Genomic DNA, 15335 nt, shown 5'->3' with positions numbered 1-15335 from the left:
GGCGCGACCTTAGAGGAATTGGTGCGCTACGGAAACTGATATCTGGTCAACAGGAGAAGCCCGAGGTACCAATTGGCCAGCAACAGGAGTGAATGACCGTGGTGAAACCCGTATCGTACGAATTTCTTGAGACCAATCTGGACATTTTGGCCGAGACCAAGGGCCGTATTGCCGTGATTGTTCCACCCGAAGGCAAAATGGATCCGGCCACACGTCGGGTGAACCGTTTGACGAAGGGCGCGCTGGCTAGGCTGATCGATGCCAAGGCGGCAGACGCCAAGCCGGGCAAGACTGTGACGCTTGCTTATCCAACGGGTATGGCAGCCGAGGCCGTTGTCGTTTTGTTTCTGGCCCGAAACGCCAACCAGACCGATGCGCGCAAGGCTGGGGCTGCACTGGCCAAATTGCGGGGCAAAGATGGCATGACACTATGTGTGGGCAGCCAGAGGCGCGCGGCCGAGATCATCATGGGCCTTGCCCTGCGGGATTATGGTTTTGATGACCACAAAAGTGCTGATCCGGACAAGGATGATAGAACAGTGCGGGTGATGGCTACAAAACCGGATGAATTGTCCACCGAAGCTGCGCCTTTGCTGGCCGTGGCCGAAGGCGTGTTCTTTACCCGCGATCTGACAAACGAACCCGCCAATGTGCTGACCACAACAGAATTTGCCAAACGTCTGAGTGACATGAAATCCATCGGCCTTGAGGTTGAGGTTCTGGACGAAAAGAAACTCACCGAGCTGGGCATGGGGGCCTTGCTGAGCGTGGGGCAGGGATCTGTCAGCCCCTCAAGCGTGGTGGTCATGCAGTGGAACGGTGGTGCCAAAGACGCGGCGCCGTTGGCGTTGGTAGGCAAAGGCGTAGTGTTTGACACCGGCGGTATATCGCTGAAACCCGCAGGCGGCATGGAAGATATGACCATGGACATGGGCGGCGCGGGTGTCGTTGCAGGTGCGATGCGCGCTCTGGCGCTGCGCAAGGCCCCGGCCAATGTCGTGGGGCTGGTTGGGCTGGTTGAAAACATGCCATCGGGCAATGCCACCCGTCCGGGGGATGTTGTGACATCCATGAAAGGTGACACCATTGAGGTCATCAATACAGACGCCGAAGGCCGGTTGGTGCTGTGCGATGTGCTGCATTATACACAAGACCGCTTTAAGCCGGCAGCGGTAATTGATCTTGCCACATTGACTGGTGCGATCATTATTGGCCTTGGCCACGACAAAGCCGGCGTGTTTTCCAACGATGACGCGCTTTGCAATCAATTCCTTCGCGCTGCAGACACCGAGAACGAGGGCGCTTGGCGGATGCCTTTGGGGCAGTGCTATGCAGATCTGCTGAAATCTCGGATTGCTGACCTGAAAAATACCGGAGGCCGTCCGGCGGGATCCGTCACGGCAGCGGAGTTTCTGCATCGTTTCATTGCTGAAGGTACCCCTTGGATTCACCTTGATATCGCAGGTGTGGCCAGCGTGAAGGCAGAAACGCAATATGCCCCCAAAGGCGCCACCGGTTGGGGCGTTATGGCATTGAACCGGCTTGTGTCGGATCAGTTCGAAGTGGACAGCTGAGATGGGCAAAGCCCTGTTTTATCACCTTACGCGTCATCCGGTTGAGGTGACGTTGACCACACTTGTGGGCAAGGCGCTGGAACAGGGCTGGCAGGTTCTTGTACGGGGACGCGATGCAGAGCGTATGGATTGGCTGGATCAAAAGCTATGGCAGACTGGGGGCGATGAAGGGTTCTTGCCACACGGTTTGGCCGGAGGGCCTCACGATTCAGACCAACCCATTTTGCTGACAACAGCCCCAGACAATACCAACAATGCGGTGTATCTTGTCAGCATCGACGGCGCTGAGATCACCCGTGATGAAGTGCAAAAAGCCGAACGTGGCGTGATCTTGTTTGACGGTCATGACGCAGCCGCGTTGGCTCATGCACGGACCCAATGGAAGACTCTGACCGATGCGGGCTGCCCGGCAGAATACTGGTCCGAAGAAACTGGAAGATGGGAAAAGAAAGCTGAAAAAATAGTGGATTAAGTGTCGTTCTTTATCTTTCTTGAAGTGCGTCCACCAAAGTGTCTAGCTTGCCAGCAGATCAAACTTATCGCACCAAAAGCAGCTTTCCAGCGGAAATTGTAATCTCGCGGTAGCGCTGCAAATAGCTCATCCCAAGTAACGATTGATCCAAATCGCCTCCGTTGACGCTGGCGCCGACCCGAGTGTCTACATACGCGCCAAGCCGCAATTCATCCAATATGACCGGGGCTGTGCGAACTTGTCCATTGGCGGTTTGGGCGCGGCCAATATAGGCCAATGTCTCAAGGTCCAGCCCGGCCTTGGTTGCATCTGACTTGCTCAGAACGATATCACTGGCGCCTGTGTCGACAACAAACACAATCGGAGCACCGTTTACTTCAACCGTCAGACGATAATGACCGTCCGGGTTGCGCGGGACTTCGATGGTGCCTGTCTCAGAATGGACTGTCGCCGTTGGGACCACTGTGCTGCGGATATCCCCCCACATTCCGTAGGCTGCGATCACACCAACAAAAATTAGAAACCACGCCAATCCTTGCTGAATGCTTTTACCAAAGCTTTGCCGGTGATTGGTGACGAACCAAAACAAAACGGCACAGCCGAGGATTATCAAATACACCAGATTTCCTACGTCGTCGCCTGCCATCACATCCTCATCATTTAGATCGATATAGGTGTCCAAACGGACAGACAAAAGGGGTCAGCTGGCAAAGCCAAAATTGCGCAGTCCTTCAAGGATGAACTGAACCGAGAGAGCAGCCAACAGCATACCCAACAGGCGGGTTGCAACGTTAACGCCGGTTTTGCCAAGCAATTTTTCCAGAAGACCAGCCGCCAGGAACAGGCCCAAAACAACAACCAGAACCGCGATGGCCACACCCAGCACCAAGACTGAGCCGGTAAGACCTTCGGCCATCTGACCGCCTAGCAGAATCACCGTGGCAATCGATCCGGGCCCTGCAATTAAGGGTATCGCCAATGGAAACACGCTGGGGTCAGGATTCTCGTCTTCCTCTACCCGGTCTTCGCGCCGTTTGGTGCGACGTTCAAACAGCATGTCCAAAGCAGTCAGAAACAACAAAACGCCACCTGCAATGCGAAATGCCGGCATTGAGATGCCAACAAATCCCAACACCGCTTCGCCAAAAAAGGCAAACAGCGCCAGAATACCAAAGGCCGTGAGACAGGACCGAAGAGCAATAGACCGCCGTGTTGCCGCATCTTCGCCTTGGGTCAGCGCCACAAACATCGGCGTCAGCCCAATAGGGTCAATGATCACGAACAAGGTGACAAAGGCAGTGATGAGGGCAGAGGTGTCCATCGGGCCAGCCTATCTCTTAGGCCTCGGCTTTTTCAAGCTTTTCCAAGGCGCGAAGCCACAGCTCTTCGGCGCGATCCTGGGCATCCCGTACTTCGGCGTATTTACGTTGCCAGACTTCCATCTCGCCCAGCTTGCCATCCTGATAAATCTTAGGATCCGCCAGTTTCTTGGCCAGCTTGTCGCTCATATCATTGAGCTTTTCGACCCGTTGCTCGCATTTGCGCACTTCAGCCTTCAACACAAGCACATCGTCGCGTGATGCGCGTTTGGCGGCGGGTTTCACTTTGGGCTTGCCCGCAGGTTTGTCTGCCGTGAGCAGCAGCTTGCGATAGGTAGGAAGGTCTTCTTCATAAGGCTTAACGGTGCCATTGTTGACCAGCCACAAGCGGTCTGCGACCAAAGTCAAAAGGTGCATATCGTGGCTGACCAGAATAACGGCCCCGGAGTAAGCCGTCAGCGCCTCGACCAATGCCTCGCGGCTTTCGATATCGAGGTGGTTGGTCGGCTCATCGAGGATCAACAAATGCGGTGCATCAATGGTGGCCAACAGCAGCGACAAGCGTGCTTTTTGCCCCCCGGACAGTCGCCCGACCTCAGTTTCAGCCTGCGCTGCCCCAAGGCCAAATCCAGCAAGACGCGCTCGCAAACGGGCCTGACCTTCGGCAGGGCGCTCGCGCAGCAGGTGTTGGATAGGGGTCTCGTCCACATAAAGCTCATCGACCTGATGCTGGGCAAAGAACCCGATCCGCAATTTGCTGGAAGTAGTGAATTTGCCCCCCATTGAGCCCAATCTACCAGAGAGAAGTTTGGCGAGTGTTGATTTTCCCTGACCGTTCTTACCTAAAAGCGCGATGCGATCGTCCTGATCAATCCGCAGATCGAGATTTTTCAAGACCACCGTGTCGCCATAGCCGGTCGAGCCACCTTCGATAGAAATGATGGGCGGAGACAGTTCTTCAGGTTTTGGAAAGGTGAACACCACACGCGCCGCATCTTCGGGCGCTGTGATTGGCGTCATTTTCTCCAGCATTTTGACGCGTGACTGCGCCTGTTTGGCTTTGCTGGCCTTGGCCTTGAAGCGATCCACAAAGGCTTGCAGGTGCTCGCGGTGGGCCTGTTGTTTCTTGGCGGCGGCGGCCTGAACTGCACGTTGTTCTGCGCGTTGGCGGGCGAATTGGTCATAAGGCCCGGTGTAATAGGTGAGTTTACGTTCGTCCAAATGCAGGATCGCGCCGACTGAGCGGTTCAAAAGCTCGCGGTCGTGGCTGATGATCAGCACTGTATGAGGGTATTTGACCAGATAGTTCTCGAGCCAAAGTGCGCCTTCGAGATCCAGATAGTTGGTTGGTTCGTCCAAAAGCAGATAGTCAGGCTGTGCAAACAACACAGCCGCCAAAGCCACCCGCATCCGCCAACCGCCGGAAAAGGCAGAGCAGGGCATTTGTTGTTCCGCGTGATCAAAGCCCAGACCTTTGAGGATTGATCCCGCCCGCGCTTCGGCGCTCCAGGCATCTATATCCGCCAGTCGCGTCTGAATTTCAGCAATACGATGCGAGTCGCTCGCAGTTTCAGCTTCGGCCATCAAAGAAGCCCGCTCAGTGTCTGCGGCCAGAACCGTGTCGATCAGCGAAACTTCATTGCCCGGCACTTCCTGAGCGACACCGCCAATGCGCGCGCGCTGAGGCAGAGAGATCGCCCCACCTTCCAAGGCCAATTCGCCCCGGATCAGTCGAAACAACGTGGTTTTGCCAGCCCCATTGCGCCCGATCAGGCCCACTTTGTGGCCCGGAGGAATGGTAGCGGAAGCGCCTTCAAACAGAGGGCGGCCTTCGACGGAATAGCTAATGTCTGATATCTTGAGCATGAGCACCGTTTGACCCAAGCAAGGCGCGGCGTCAATCACCGCTTTTCAAGTTGCTTTCCTCATGCTATCGGAGCGCAAATTCGAACAGGGGCGGGCAGGGTGCCTATTCCCCATTACAGGAGATAAGACCATGGCTCTGGAACGCACGTTCTCAATCATCAAACCCGACGCCACACGCCGCAACCTGACCGGTGCGATCAACGCAAAATTCGAAGAAGCTGGTCTTCGCGTTGTTGCGCAAAAGCGTATTCACCTGACCAAAGCTCAGGCTGGTGTCTTCTATTCGGTGCACGCAGAACGCCCATTCTATGACGAACTGTGCGAATTCATGGCGTCTGAGCCAATCGTTGCGCAGGTTCTGGAAGGCGAAGGCGCCATCGCAAAAAACCGCGAAGTCATGGGCGCCACCAACCCAAGCGACGCCGCTCCCGGTACGATCCGCGCAGAATTTGCGGAATCAGTGGGCGAAAACTCGGTTCACGGATCGGACGCTCCGGAAACTGCAGCGGTTGAAATCGCTTACTTCTTCTCGGGCCTCGAGCTTGTTGGCTAAAGGGTTTCGGATTGCCGAATGGTAATCCGACAGGGCGGGGGCCTTGCCCCCGCACCCCCAGAGTATTTGTGACAAGATGAAGATTGGAACGCCCGGGGTTCACCTTGGGCGTTTTTTATTTCGGTTTCTCTATTACGTCGATCTGGTTCAATACAGTTTCAAGTTCTGACGACCCGGCGTCAAACGACTTGGCCTTGATGGCATCAAACCGTTTTCTTAAAGCTTGTTTTCTTTGCCTTTGCAATCGTTCCAGGGACGACCCTGAAGGGCGATAACCAATACATAGTACCCAATAAAGTGCGGTTTGGTGCCGGTTTCCAACAAACGTGCATAGGCTTTGTCTGCGCCGAGACTGTGCAAGTCTTGCGCACAAGAGATGCCCGCACGGTGACAGGCATCCTGATAGGCCGGGTCCAGATTTCTGATCGACGAGATGTCTGCCATCTAAAACCAAAAAAGCCTCCAACCCGTTGAGGTTAGAAGCTTTTTATGGCTCCGGCGGTAGGGATCGAACCTACGACCAATTGATTAACAGTCAAAATTTACAACCTTTCAGTCCCTAACTATGTAAAGCTATCCACAAAAAATATACGTTTAAAAATAGTAAGGTACTTGCTTCCGTTAGAGTAAGTTGCTAACTTGGGGTAACGGTGCAAAACAGTCAAAAGTGTTACCCCTGTGTTACCCCTGACGACCATTTGATTTTTCTGAGGACCATTCGACATGGCTCGCGCTCTGACCACAAAATCAGTCGAAAACCAAAAACCAGATCCGAAAAGGAGGCAGGAAATAGCCGATCCAGCCCTTTCCGGCCTTTACCTTGTAATTCAGCCAAGTGGTTCAAAATCATGGGCGCTGCGTTATCGTTTTGCAGGGAAACCAAAGAAGCTAACTCTGGGCAAGTGGCCCATTATGGGCGTGGCTGACGCGCGCTCTGCTGCCTCCGATGCGATAGAACAGATTGACTATGGGAAGGACCCAAGCGCCATTAAGAGGGCAACCAAGGCTGCTCAACTCGAAGCACAGATTTCTGAGCGAGATAAGATAAAGACCCTCATTGAGCAGTACGACAAAAGGCACCTTTCCACATTGAAGAGTAGGGCGAGCGCCAAGCAGTTCCTGGACAGGTTTGTTGTTCTGGCTTGGGGTGAGCTTGACGTGCACGAGATAACCAAGCGCGATGTTGTCGATTTGCTAGATGAGATTTGCGACAGCGGGCGCGAAACTACGGCAAACAGAGTGCTTGCCCATACCCGCAAATTCTTCAACTGGTGCGTTGAGCGCGACGTTATCGAATACGCCCCTACCACGGGCGTAAAAGCTCCCCTAAAGGAGCAACACCGAAAGCGTGTCTTAAACGACGATGAAATTCGGTGGTTCTGGGCTGCATGTGAAGCCGTCAGAGAGCCTTGGGGCAAATTCGGTAAGATGCTGTTGCTTACGTCTCAAAGGCTCAATGAAGTTGCCCAGATGACAGAGGGCGAAGTCAAGGGCGACCTGTGGCATCTCGACTCTGGGCGCACCAAGAATGGCCTATCGCATGACGTGCCATTGTCTGAGGGCGCTCTACGCGTTCTGGCAAGCGTTGAGATGATTGAAGGCAAGCCTGGCTATGTGTTCACCACAAACGGGGAGACGCCCGTCAGTGGTTTTCACAAGGCGCGAAATTACATCGCCGATCAGATGACGGTTCTTGCTTCAGAGGAGCGGGGCGAGGAAGAGGAAATACCGCATTGGACCTTTCACGACCTACGAAGAACAGCGGAAACCGGCATGGCTCGGTTGCGAGTACCTCAAGAGCATATTGACCGAGTAACCAACCACGTGACCGGCCAGCACCGAATGGCGCGGGTTTATAACCAATATGACTATCTGGAAGAAAAAAGAGGGGCCTTAGAGGCTTGGTCGCGGCTTGTGGCCGACATTGCCGAGGGCGGGGCGGCAAACGTTGTGCAATTGGGGGTGATCAAATGACAGAGGAAAAGCCGGATTGGGTCGTGTTAACTGAAAACCTAGAAGAGCCAATGGATCTTGAGGAAAGGGCTTCAAGGATAGCGGCTGTTTTATCGACTGGGGGGGCATCTACTCTGTTCCAAAAAATGCTTTCTCATATGATTGATCCCACTGGAAAAAAGGACAGGTTTTGCCTCGCGTTGCGGCACGAAAACGTCGGGAGACCAAAGGGTCCTGATTGGGCGGTCGGGTTTGAAATGCTCAAGCTTGTCGATGACGAGGGATTGAGTGCTGATGAAGCCATATATCGAGTGAAGCAGAAGTTCGGCAAAGCCGGCACTTCTAGAACGAAATGCTTCGATGCATTAAGGGCAGCGCGCGAGGAAACGCGCCTACGTAACATTGCCGAGCGACTCTTGGATTAAGCCAGTCCGGGAAAACAGTTAGTTTTCTGAACCCCAATTCTTTGGCGTCGGGGCAGATTGTGTGAATATTAGGAAGCCGTAACCGTTTTAACGAAAGGTAACGGCGATGAACTCACACAAACGAATTACTGCAAAAACAGTCCGGCAAATCTGTGGTGACGTATCCGATATGTGGATTTGGCGTCGCCTCAACGAACCTGAATCGGGCTTCCCTAAACCGGTTTACATCGGGCGTCGCAGATTTTGGCGCGAAGCCGAAATCCTCGAGTGGCTCGACGGTCAATCTGCACAAGTCGCATAAAAAACCCCCACCTGCGACGGCGCGGCGGGGGCTTTGCAATTCAGAGGCTTAGCGGGCTTCTCTAATGCAAAACCTACCACTCTGCGCAGTCAAAGGCAACTTTGAGGTCAGAGAAATGCAGACACTCCAAATAAAACTTTTGATGCGCCTTCACGGGCTGACAGAAGCCCAGGCAAGCGCCTTGGCCACCCTGATCTGGGGGAGCTAAGCGATGGTGGCAACAAAGAAGATATCCCGGCAAGAGCGGTGGCGTCAGCGAAACCCCAAGAAGGTCTGGGCGCACGTCGCAACGCAATCGGCACTGCGGCGCGGCCTGATTGATCGCCAGCCTTGCGCCATTTGCAGCGATGAAAAGGCCGAGGCACATCACCCCGACTATGACCGCCCTCTCATGGTGCAATGGCTCTGCCGCAAGCACCACAAGCAAGCGCACAAGCGCAAGGGGGGCAACTAATGGCTCCCAGAAAAGAGGGCAATGAGCACTTCGCCAGGATGACCCGGCAGCACATGGAGCGTCCCGCTTGGCGGGCGCTCTCTCTGCCTGCCCAAGCCATTTACCCTTGGCTCAAATTGGAATGGAAAGGGCCGAAAGCGAACAACAACGGCAAGATTGAGCTTTCGCTACGTCAAATCGCCGATCGGGTGGGTTGCAACGCAAAAACAGCAATGCGCGCAATGCAAGACCTGCAACGGAAGGGGTGGGTTGTGGTTAAGAAATCGGCCAGTCTAGGCATGGCCGGAGAAGCTCGCAGCCATCAAGTCGAATTGACCGAGATAGCCTGCCCACCTGAAACACGCCCAAGTTATTTGTTCCTGCAATGGATAGAAGGTTCTGAATTTCCGGTTGTTGCTGTGAAGACCAACAACCCGTCCGGCAAGAACGGAAAACAAAACCCTGTGCCCTCTAAGGGAACAACACGTTCCGTAAAAGGGAACGAACAAAATAACCACGTTCCCCCAAAGGGAACAGCCTGTTCCACCAAAGGGAACGAACAGCCCTCATATTCAACCTCTCCCGTTCCCTTAAAGGGCACATCCTTATCTACCAAGGGTATGGGCGAAGAACCCCAACATTCTACAGCGGAGGAAATCGGTGATGAATGACCGAGACCGCGAATTGGCCGCAGCGCGCCAGAGACGTCACAGGCTTCGAAAACGTTGCGGCCTTCGGCCCATCACAATTGAAGTCGAAGAGTGGGTGTTTGAGGCACTGCACGCAGATGGGATTCTAAGCTCTGAGGATCTGAAAAATAGGCATCTGTTGGCCGAGACATTGGGCTATTTTTTCTGCGAGTTCATCGCGTTACGGCGTGACGTTGAATGATTTCGGTGTGGTATCTTGGAGCGAAAGAAAGGATAGCGAATGTTTGACATTTTTCGAAGCAAAGGAACCGCCGCTGAGCAGGCATCGCCTGAACTGCGGAAGCTCAAAAGTGAGTTTGCCGAGGCTGAGAACTTGCACAAGGCAGCTTCAGAGCAAATCCGAAAAATCCGGTCCCGGGCAAATCCTAGCAATATTCCGCCTGGCAGTCCGATGGATCGTCGAAGAAAGCCCGTCGGACTATCCGCACGTGATAGCCAGGCTCTTGAAGCGGCTGTCAAACAGCGGACCGAAGTAAGGGAAAAGATCGAGGAGCTAAAGGGCCAGATTGCATCCGCCAACACTGCGGCGATGCAAAAGATTTGCGCTGATACTCGCCCTGAATACTCCACGCATCTCAAAAAGCTCTGGTCCTCTCGGCTTGCTCAAATCCAAGAAGAAATAGTTGCCGTTGAGAACTTGGAGCGTATCCGCATGGGCCTTGAGGCCCAGCAGGTTCGCCTCACTGGATTGCCGCCGTACTCCAAGGAACAACGCGAATTGGCAGAGCGATCAAAAGACCTATGCACAGAGGTCGTTGAGTTGCTGGAAGATGGTGCGCTGACACGGCGGGATATTCCGAAAGCACTGCTCACAGCATGGAGGATCAAATGATGAACTTCAAAGGCAATGCACACAATCGCGCCCGCAAGGAACTCGCGACCCCTCGCCCAAGCAGGCACAAGCAGGGAGACGTGAAATTCATCCGCCTGCCCAATGGCAAGATCAAGGTTGATGGTGATGCCGACCCGGCACTCGTAGCGAGAGCCATCACGCGCGCCAAGGAAAAGCGGGAAAACGGCAAGCGTCCCATAGGCAAAGCGAAGGCGGCTAAAGTACGGGATCGTATGCGGAAGCAACTCAATGCCACAACCGGTCGGGGGCTTTAATGATGGTAGGATTGCGCGGCTTATTGCTCTTTGACGCGCGTCCGCTCCCAGCGGGCGGTGGAGTGTCAAATAAAACACCCGCAGCCGGAGCGTGGCACCTCCTGTCACGGCTCCGGCCTACCAGGGGGGGTACCTCTAATCCTCAGGGCCATTCCGCCCGAAACCGACGCCCCCGCTTTCTTCACACATCCCCAATTCAGAAATTCCGAGGTTCGACATGCCGAGACCCAAAACACCACTAGCCAAGGCCAAGCTCACAGGGGCCTATAGCAAGCACCCAGAGCGTTACAGGGACATTCAGGAGCCTGAAGGGCTGACAGCCCTTGGTGAGCCGCCTGCGTACCTCTCTGAGCCTGAGAAGATGGCTTGGGCAACCTTTGCCGACGAACTGCCCTGGTTGGTATCGAGTGATCGAGCGTTGCTTGAATCGGCCTGTCGGCTTCGCGCCGGCATTCAGGGCGGTGGCGATGTAACAGCCGCGCATATCCGAGAATTGCGGATGCACCTGACGGCGCTTGGCGGCACCCCAACAAGTCGTCACAGCGTTCAGATCCCCGAGGACGAAGACGAAAATGACCCTTGGGCGCAGTTTGAGAGCCAATATGGTTAAGGGGCTGCTCAGCCGGATTAGCAGACCTTTGCTCTGGCCAGCCAACTCCCGTTTTCGGCCGATTGTGTTGAAAAACTCTGTTTTTGCAGAAAATCAGTGAAAAATTTGCCGGTTGAGGGGCGTCGAGATTTTTGGCCAGGGGCTCGGCCAAAACACCGCTTTGGTGATGTGAACGGCTGTCATGACCCTCTCTAGCCAATTGGCACCGACTTTGAGGGCGCAATGGAAATTGGCGGAAAATGGGGGTAACCAAATTTTCGAGTTTTTCAACACAATCCGCCCAAACCGGACCTTGATGGTTTTTGCAGCGAATGGCGGCAATGAAGCCCAGATCGACTGATGCTGCAGGTTGCACCAATGTCCGCACAGGGCCGTCGGCAACGTCAGCTCATCATATGAAACCAGAACAGATTCTTTGCCACCGCATCGCCGCTAAGAGCCCAAACCCGACGGCCTTTACCGCATCGCCATCAAGTTTGCGATAAGCATGTCACGTTTCTTGTCCATTTGCTCCTGGATTTTATGGACCAGATCAGCTTCTGGGCCGCAGCAGATAACAGCAGTTTCCTTCATGTCCCGATGTGTGCGGGTAGCGGAGTCGAGCATCGCTTGCTTAACGATACTCAGAATGGCGTTCCGTTCCGCATCCGGAATATCGGAAAGGGCCGTATTCATTTCTTTTGTTACTCGGTTAACAAGGTTTTCGAGGTTCATTTTGGTGTCTCCGGGTTTGCAATCGCAAGGTTGGACATAACACCAAACGGGCGCATTGTCCCGCATAGCAAAAGTTCAGCTGGTTTGACTGCTCGAAGACGCGTCGAATGGAGGCTATGAGCCCTCTTTACCAAATGCCGTCCCGCAGCATTTCGCATGAGCACAAAATCCAGCCTGTCGCGAACGGCCCTGACCTGCCGTCCGAGGCCACCTCCGATGCTGCGATGCGGCCCGTCGAACCGGACTTTGATGCGCCGCGCAGCATGTTTGAGAAGCGAATTCACACAACGCGGACGAAGCTGGCGCCAACACTCACCCTTCGCATTTCTAGCGGAGCGACAACATTGCCAGTTGGACAAACTTTGAAAGCTGATCGATAGTACGACGACCCAACATGAGAAAACGACCAATGCTCAGACGCCGATTTCTTTTTGCTTTCGCCAGCCTCGCTACTTTGACCGCATGCATGGGTGGGCAAGAGGCGGGAACCGTAATGCAGACCGGTTCATCTTTCGAGGCTCCCGCAGGTAAGGCGTTGGTGGTGTTCTACCGCCCTGCAGCGTTTGCCGGTGGCGCAATCCGCTTCGACGTGCAGCATACAGACGGGTCTGTAGGCCAACTCACCAGCGGTGCTGTGCTACAGAAAGTGGTCAATCCAGGCGAACATACTTTCTGGGCACAAGCGATAAGTCAGGACGCCATTACCATTCAAGCGCAGGCGGGCCAAACCTATTATGTGCGAGGTGATGTTCGTATGGGGATCTACGCAGGTCGTCCACAGTTCACGCAGGTATCCGAGACTACAGCGCGTCAGGATATGTCGCGTTAGAGTGGCGACCAATTCTTGTTAGCTCAGTCAACTTCTGAAAAGGGCTCATACCGCGCGATACCTGAAGGGCCGGTGAGCGGACTTTTCAACCATTCACAAACTGAGTTGAGCTTTTGGGCGTCATGCTTTGTGCTTATTGTAGTAATGATCTTGGCATTCTCAATCTGTGCTCTGTATGCTTCAACTAAACGAAGTTGAAGGCAATCATGGAAAATGAACCAATCGAACGTCGGTTGACGGCAATACTTGCCGCAGACGTTGTCGGGTATGGGCGTTTGATGGAAGCCAACGAAGAGCGCACATTGGCGGCTCTAAAGCATCATCGCCGTGAGTTTTTCGATCCGACACTAGCCAAACATGGTGGACGCCTATTCAAAGTTATGGGCGACGGATTTTTGGTCGAGTTTTCCAGTGTGACAAGAGCTTTACAATGTGCTGTGGAAATTCAACGAGGTATGCCGGGGCGTAATACCGGTGTTCCAGAGGATCGCCAGATTAGGTTCCGCATCGGCATCAATGTTGGCGATCTGATCGTTGAAGGCGACGATTTTTTTGGAGACGGCGTGATACTAGCGACCCGGCTGGAGGGATTGGCCAAACCGGGTGGGATCGCATGTTCAGCTTTTACGCGCAGTCAGATCGGAAACAAGATAGATGTCGATTTCGCCGACCAGGGTGAAATTGCCATCAAGAATGCGTCGAAGCCGGTTCACGTCTATTTCGTAGAATTGAGCGAAAGGTCTTCAGATAAGTCGTCGGGATTGCATACCCACGCAAAGGACACCCTTATTTCAGACAACCCTTCAGTGGCGGTCATTCCATTTGCCAATGTCAGTAATGACCCTGAGCAGGAATACTTTAGCGACGGAATTACAGAAGATATCATTACCGATCTGTCGAAGGTCTCAGGCCTTTCAGTTATCAGTCGGAACACTGTTTTCACGTTGAAGGGCAAAGCATTAAATTTGGAGGAGACCGCCAAGAATCTAGGGGTGTCCTATTTGGTTGACGGGTCGGTCAGAAAGGCTGGCAATCGCGTCCGGATCACCGTTCAATTGGTAGAAGGCGTCACGGACCAACCGATATGGGCAGAGCGGTATGATCGCGACTTGACGGACATTTTTGCTGTACAAGACGAGATTACTCATGCGGTTGTCGATCAACTCAAGGTGACTCTATTACCAGAAGAAAGAAAGGCAATTGAACAGGAGCAAACAGGCAGCCCAGAGGCCTATAACGCCTATCTTCGCGGCGCGGAGTTTCTGCGGAACCGTACCAAGTCGTCTTTGTTGAGTGCACGACAGTTGTTCTCTCAAGCGGTCGAATTCGATCCTGAATATGCAAAGGCATATGCCGGGATAGCCAATTGCGCTACATGGCTGAAAACGCACCATGGCGCAGACATTACGATTGAAGAGATACTCTCGATCACAGACAAGGCGTTGGCCATCGATCCAGATCTGGCGGATGCTCACGCAGCCCGCGGGGCTGCTATGTGGATCGACGATCGGCGCAATGAGGCAATTTCTGCTTTCGAACAAGCCCTTTCAATTGACCCAGATAGTTATGAAGCCCTTTTCTATGCCGCGCGGTTTTTCGAAACGATTGGCAATTTTGAAAACGCAGCAGTGCACTACACAAGGGCAACTGAAGTTCGCCCAGACGACTATCAAGCACCACTGCGGCTTTCCGAGGCATTGTTTTCATTGCAACGGCCGGAAACGGCAAAGCAATATACACAAATTGGTATCAAACGTGCCCAAGAGGCTCTTAAGCTACATCCGGAGAACTCAAGGCCCGCTCAACTGGGGGCCGCTGCTCTTGCCAGGATCGATGAAAAAGCAAAAGCAAAAGCGTGGCTTAGTCGCGCGATGGAAATCGACCCAGACGACAACCACATGCGTTACAATGCGGCTTGCACTTACGCACAGCTCGGTGAAATTGATCTTGCTTTTGAAATGCTGAACAAGTGGATCGAAAAGGCTGCCACCAACCTACTGCTGTGGTTTCAGAAAGACCCGGATCTGGGCCCAATTCGCAACGACCCGCGCTATCAGGGCTTGCTAGATCGGGCACAATCATAACACCGTTGGTCATACTAATCTCGCAGCGTTTCGGGCTCACAGCCGCCTTGCGGCAGTGCAGCGGACATCTCGGTTTCAAGCAAATGTGGATGTCGGCTATCAACGGAGAGGCTTGATCGGTTCGCGCTCGCGGCGAATTCACACTTTCCGCCCTAAGTTCCAAATGCTGCGATTGGTCTAAAGGCCTGCTTTTGGCTCGGAGCGTCATCTTACGATTCTAGTCCGGTCCCACGAACCTTGGGCATGACCGCCAAAACTCCGGGCGTCTAAGTCAGTCAATTGGAGGGGTGAGGGGAAAGAATCGCCTTAGTTCCCCCCAACTTATGCCCAATTCCGGTTGTAGTATTAAGGTGCCGGGCCGATGGGTTTAAGGCTCTGCTTACAT

The 15335-nt window shown here is 53.8% G+C and carries 18 protein-coding genes and 1 pseudogene; 14 read left to right on the top strand and 5 right to left on the bottom strand.

Features of this window, described 5'->3' with window-relative positions:
* Positions 1-92: 92 nt before the first annotated feature.
* Together BUC32_RS06755 and BUC32_RS06750 are read left to right on the top strand one after the other, a co-directional pair.
* Positions 93-1574, top strand: coding sequence for a leucyl aminopeptidase (locus BUC32_RS06755; protein ID WP_073250956.1), 1482 nt, complete (start codon positions 93-95; stop codon positions 1572-1574).
* Position 1575: 1 nt separating this feature from the next.
* Positions 1576-2046, top strand: a complete 471-nt coding sequence (locus tag BUC32_RS06750) for a DNA polymerase III subunit chi (RefSeq protein ID WP_073250954.1) — start codon at positions 1576-1578, stop codon at positions 2044-2046.
* Positions 2047-2110: 64 nt separating this feature from the next.
* Here BUC32_RS06750 and BUC32_RS06745 read toward each other — a convergent pair whose 3' ends face one another.
* The 3 genes from BUC32_RS06745 to BUC32_RS06735 are packed head-to-tail and all read right to left on the bottom strand — an operon-like array spanning position 2111 to position 5231.
* Complete coding sequence (locus tag BUC32_RS06745; protein ID WP_322788015.1) at positions 2111-2740, bottom strand: retropepsin-like aspartic protease family protein; 630 nt, start codon at positions 2738-2740, stop codon at positions 2111-2113.
* Positions 2741-2746: 6 nt separating this feature from the next.
* Positions 2747-3367: a MarC family protein gene (locus BUC32_RS06740; RefSeq protein ID WP_073250952.1), complete on the bottom strand. Its 621-nt coding sequence runs from the start codon at positions 3365-3367 to the stop codon at positions 2747-2749.
* Positions 3368-3383: 16 nt separating this feature from the next.
* Positions 3384-5231 (bottom strand): ABC-F family ATP-binding cassette domain-containing protein, encoded by a 1848-nt coding sequence (locus tag BUC32_RS06735; protein ID WP_073250950.1) that lies wholly within the window; start codon positions 5229-5231, stop codon positions 3384-3386.
* Between the two features lie 130 nt (positions 5232-5361).
* Here BUC32_RS06735 and ndk point away from each other — a divergent pair, with 130 nt between their 5' ends.
* A complete protein-coding gene (gene ndk / locus BUC32_RS06730; protein WP_073250948.1) occupies positions 5362-5784 on the top strand; it encodes a nucleoside-diphosphate kinase in 423 nt (140 codons plus the stop codon).
* A 115-nt stretch (positions 5785-5899) separates the two neighbouring features.
* Here the strand turns inward: ndk and BUC32_RS06725 are convergent.
* Positions 5900-6228: pseudogene (locus BUC32_RS06725) on the bottom strand (TfoX/Sxy family DNA transformation protein).
* A 279-nt stretch (positions 6229-6507) separates the two neighbouring features.
* On the opposite strand from BUC32_RS06725, the gene BUC32_RS06720 reads away from it, so the two are divergent.
* The 9 genes from BUC32_RS06720 (at position 6508) to BUC32_RS20380 (ending at position 11323) form a co-directional block, all read left to right on the top strand.
* Positions 6508-7758, top strand: coding sequence for a tyrosine-type recombinase/integrase (locus BUC32_RS06720; RefSeq protein WP_073250946.1), 1251 nt, complete (start codon positions 6508-6510; stop codon positions 7756-7758).
* On the top strand, positions 7755-8162 hold the full coding sequence (locus tag BUC32_RS06715) for a hypothetical protein (protein WP_073250944.1): 408 nt from the start codon (positions 7755-7757) through the stop codon (positions 8160-8162). Before BUC32_RS06720 ends, BUC32_RS06715 begins: the two co-directional genes overlap by 4 nt.
* Positions 8163-8268: 106 nt before the next feature.
* Positions 8269-8463 carry a helix-turn-helix transcriptional regulator gene (locus BUC32_RS20785; protein ID WP_073250942.1) on the top strand — a complete coding sequence of 65 codons (195 nt, stop codon included), beginning with the start codon at positions 8269-8271 and terminating at the stop codon, positions 8461-8463.
* A gap of 211 nt (positions 8464-8674) precedes the next feature.
* The gene (locus tag BUC32_RS06705) at positions 8675-8917 is read left to right on the top strand and encodes a hypothetical protein (RefSeq protein ID WP_073250940.1); all 243 of its coding nucleotides are present in this window, start codon (positions 8675-8677) and stop codon (positions 8915-8917) included.
* Positions 8917-9567 (top strand): helix-turn-helix domain-containing protein, encoded by a 651-nt coding sequence (locus BUC32_RS06700; protein ID WP_175556908.1) that lies wholly within the window; start codon positions 8917-8919, stop codon positions 9565-9567. The genes BUC32_RS06705 and BUC32_RS06700 overlap by 1 nt, the downstream gene beginning before the upstream one ends.
* A complete protein-coding gene (locus BUC32_RS06695) occupies positions 9560-9787 on the top strand; it encodes a hypothetical protein (RefSeq protein WP_073250936.1) in 228 nt (75 codons plus the stop codon). Before BUC32_RS06700 ends, BUC32_RS06695 begins: the two co-directional genes overlap by 8 nt.
* A gap of 39 nt (positions 9788-9826) precedes the next feature.
* Positions 9827-10438, top strand: coding sequence for a hypothetical protein (locus tag BUC32_RS06690; RefSeq protein ID WP_073250934.1), 612 nt, complete (start codon positions 9827-9829; stop codon positions 10436-10438).
* Positions 10435-10713 (top strand): hypothetical protein, encoded by a 279-nt coding sequence (locus tag BUC32_RS06685; protein ID WP_139280665.1) that lies wholly within the window; start codon positions 10435-10437, stop codon positions 10711-10713. Before BUC32_RS06690 ends, BUC32_RS06685 begins: the two co-directional genes overlap by 4 nt.
* 217 nt (positions 10714-10930) lie before the next feature.
* Positions 10931-11323: a hypothetical protein gene (locus tag BUC32_RS20380; protein ID WP_139280664.1), complete on the top strand. Its 393-nt coding sequence runs from the start codon at positions 10931-10933 to the stop codon at positions 11321-11323.
* A gap of 456 nt (positions 11324-11779) precedes the next feature.
* Here BUC32_RS20380 and BUC32_RS06675 read toward each other — a convergent pair whose 3' ends face one another.
* A complete protein-coding gene (locus BUC32_RS06675; RefSeq protein ID WP_139280663.1) occupies positions 11780-12037 on the bottom strand; it encodes a hypothetical protein in 258 nt (85 codons plus the stop codon).
* A 493-nt stretch (positions 12038-12530) separates the two neighbouring features.
* Between BUC32_RS06675 and BUC32_RS06665 the strand changes: the two genes are divergently transcribed.
* Positions 12531-12866, top strand: coding sequence for a DUF2846 domain-containing protein (locus tag BUC32_RS06665; RefSeq protein WP_175556907.1), 336 nt, complete (start codon positions 12531-12533; stop codon positions 12864-12866).
* Positions 12867-13072: 206 nt separating this feature from the next.
* Entirely contained in the window at positions 13073-14950 is a 1878-nt protein-coding gene (locus BUC32_RS06660; RefSeq protein ID WP_073250922.1) for an adenylate/guanylate cyclase domain-containing protein, read from the top strand.
* Positions 14951-15335 lie beyond the last annotated feature (385 nt).

This window comes from Shimia gijangensis (assembly GCF_900142085.1).
GTDB classification, from domain to species: domain Bacteria; phylum Pseudomonadota; class Alphaproteobacteria; order Rhodobacterales; family Rhodobacteraceae; genus Shimia; species Shimia gijangensis.
Note: the sequence above shows the minus strand (reverse complement) of the source record. Positions and strands in the feature narration are given on the sequence as shown.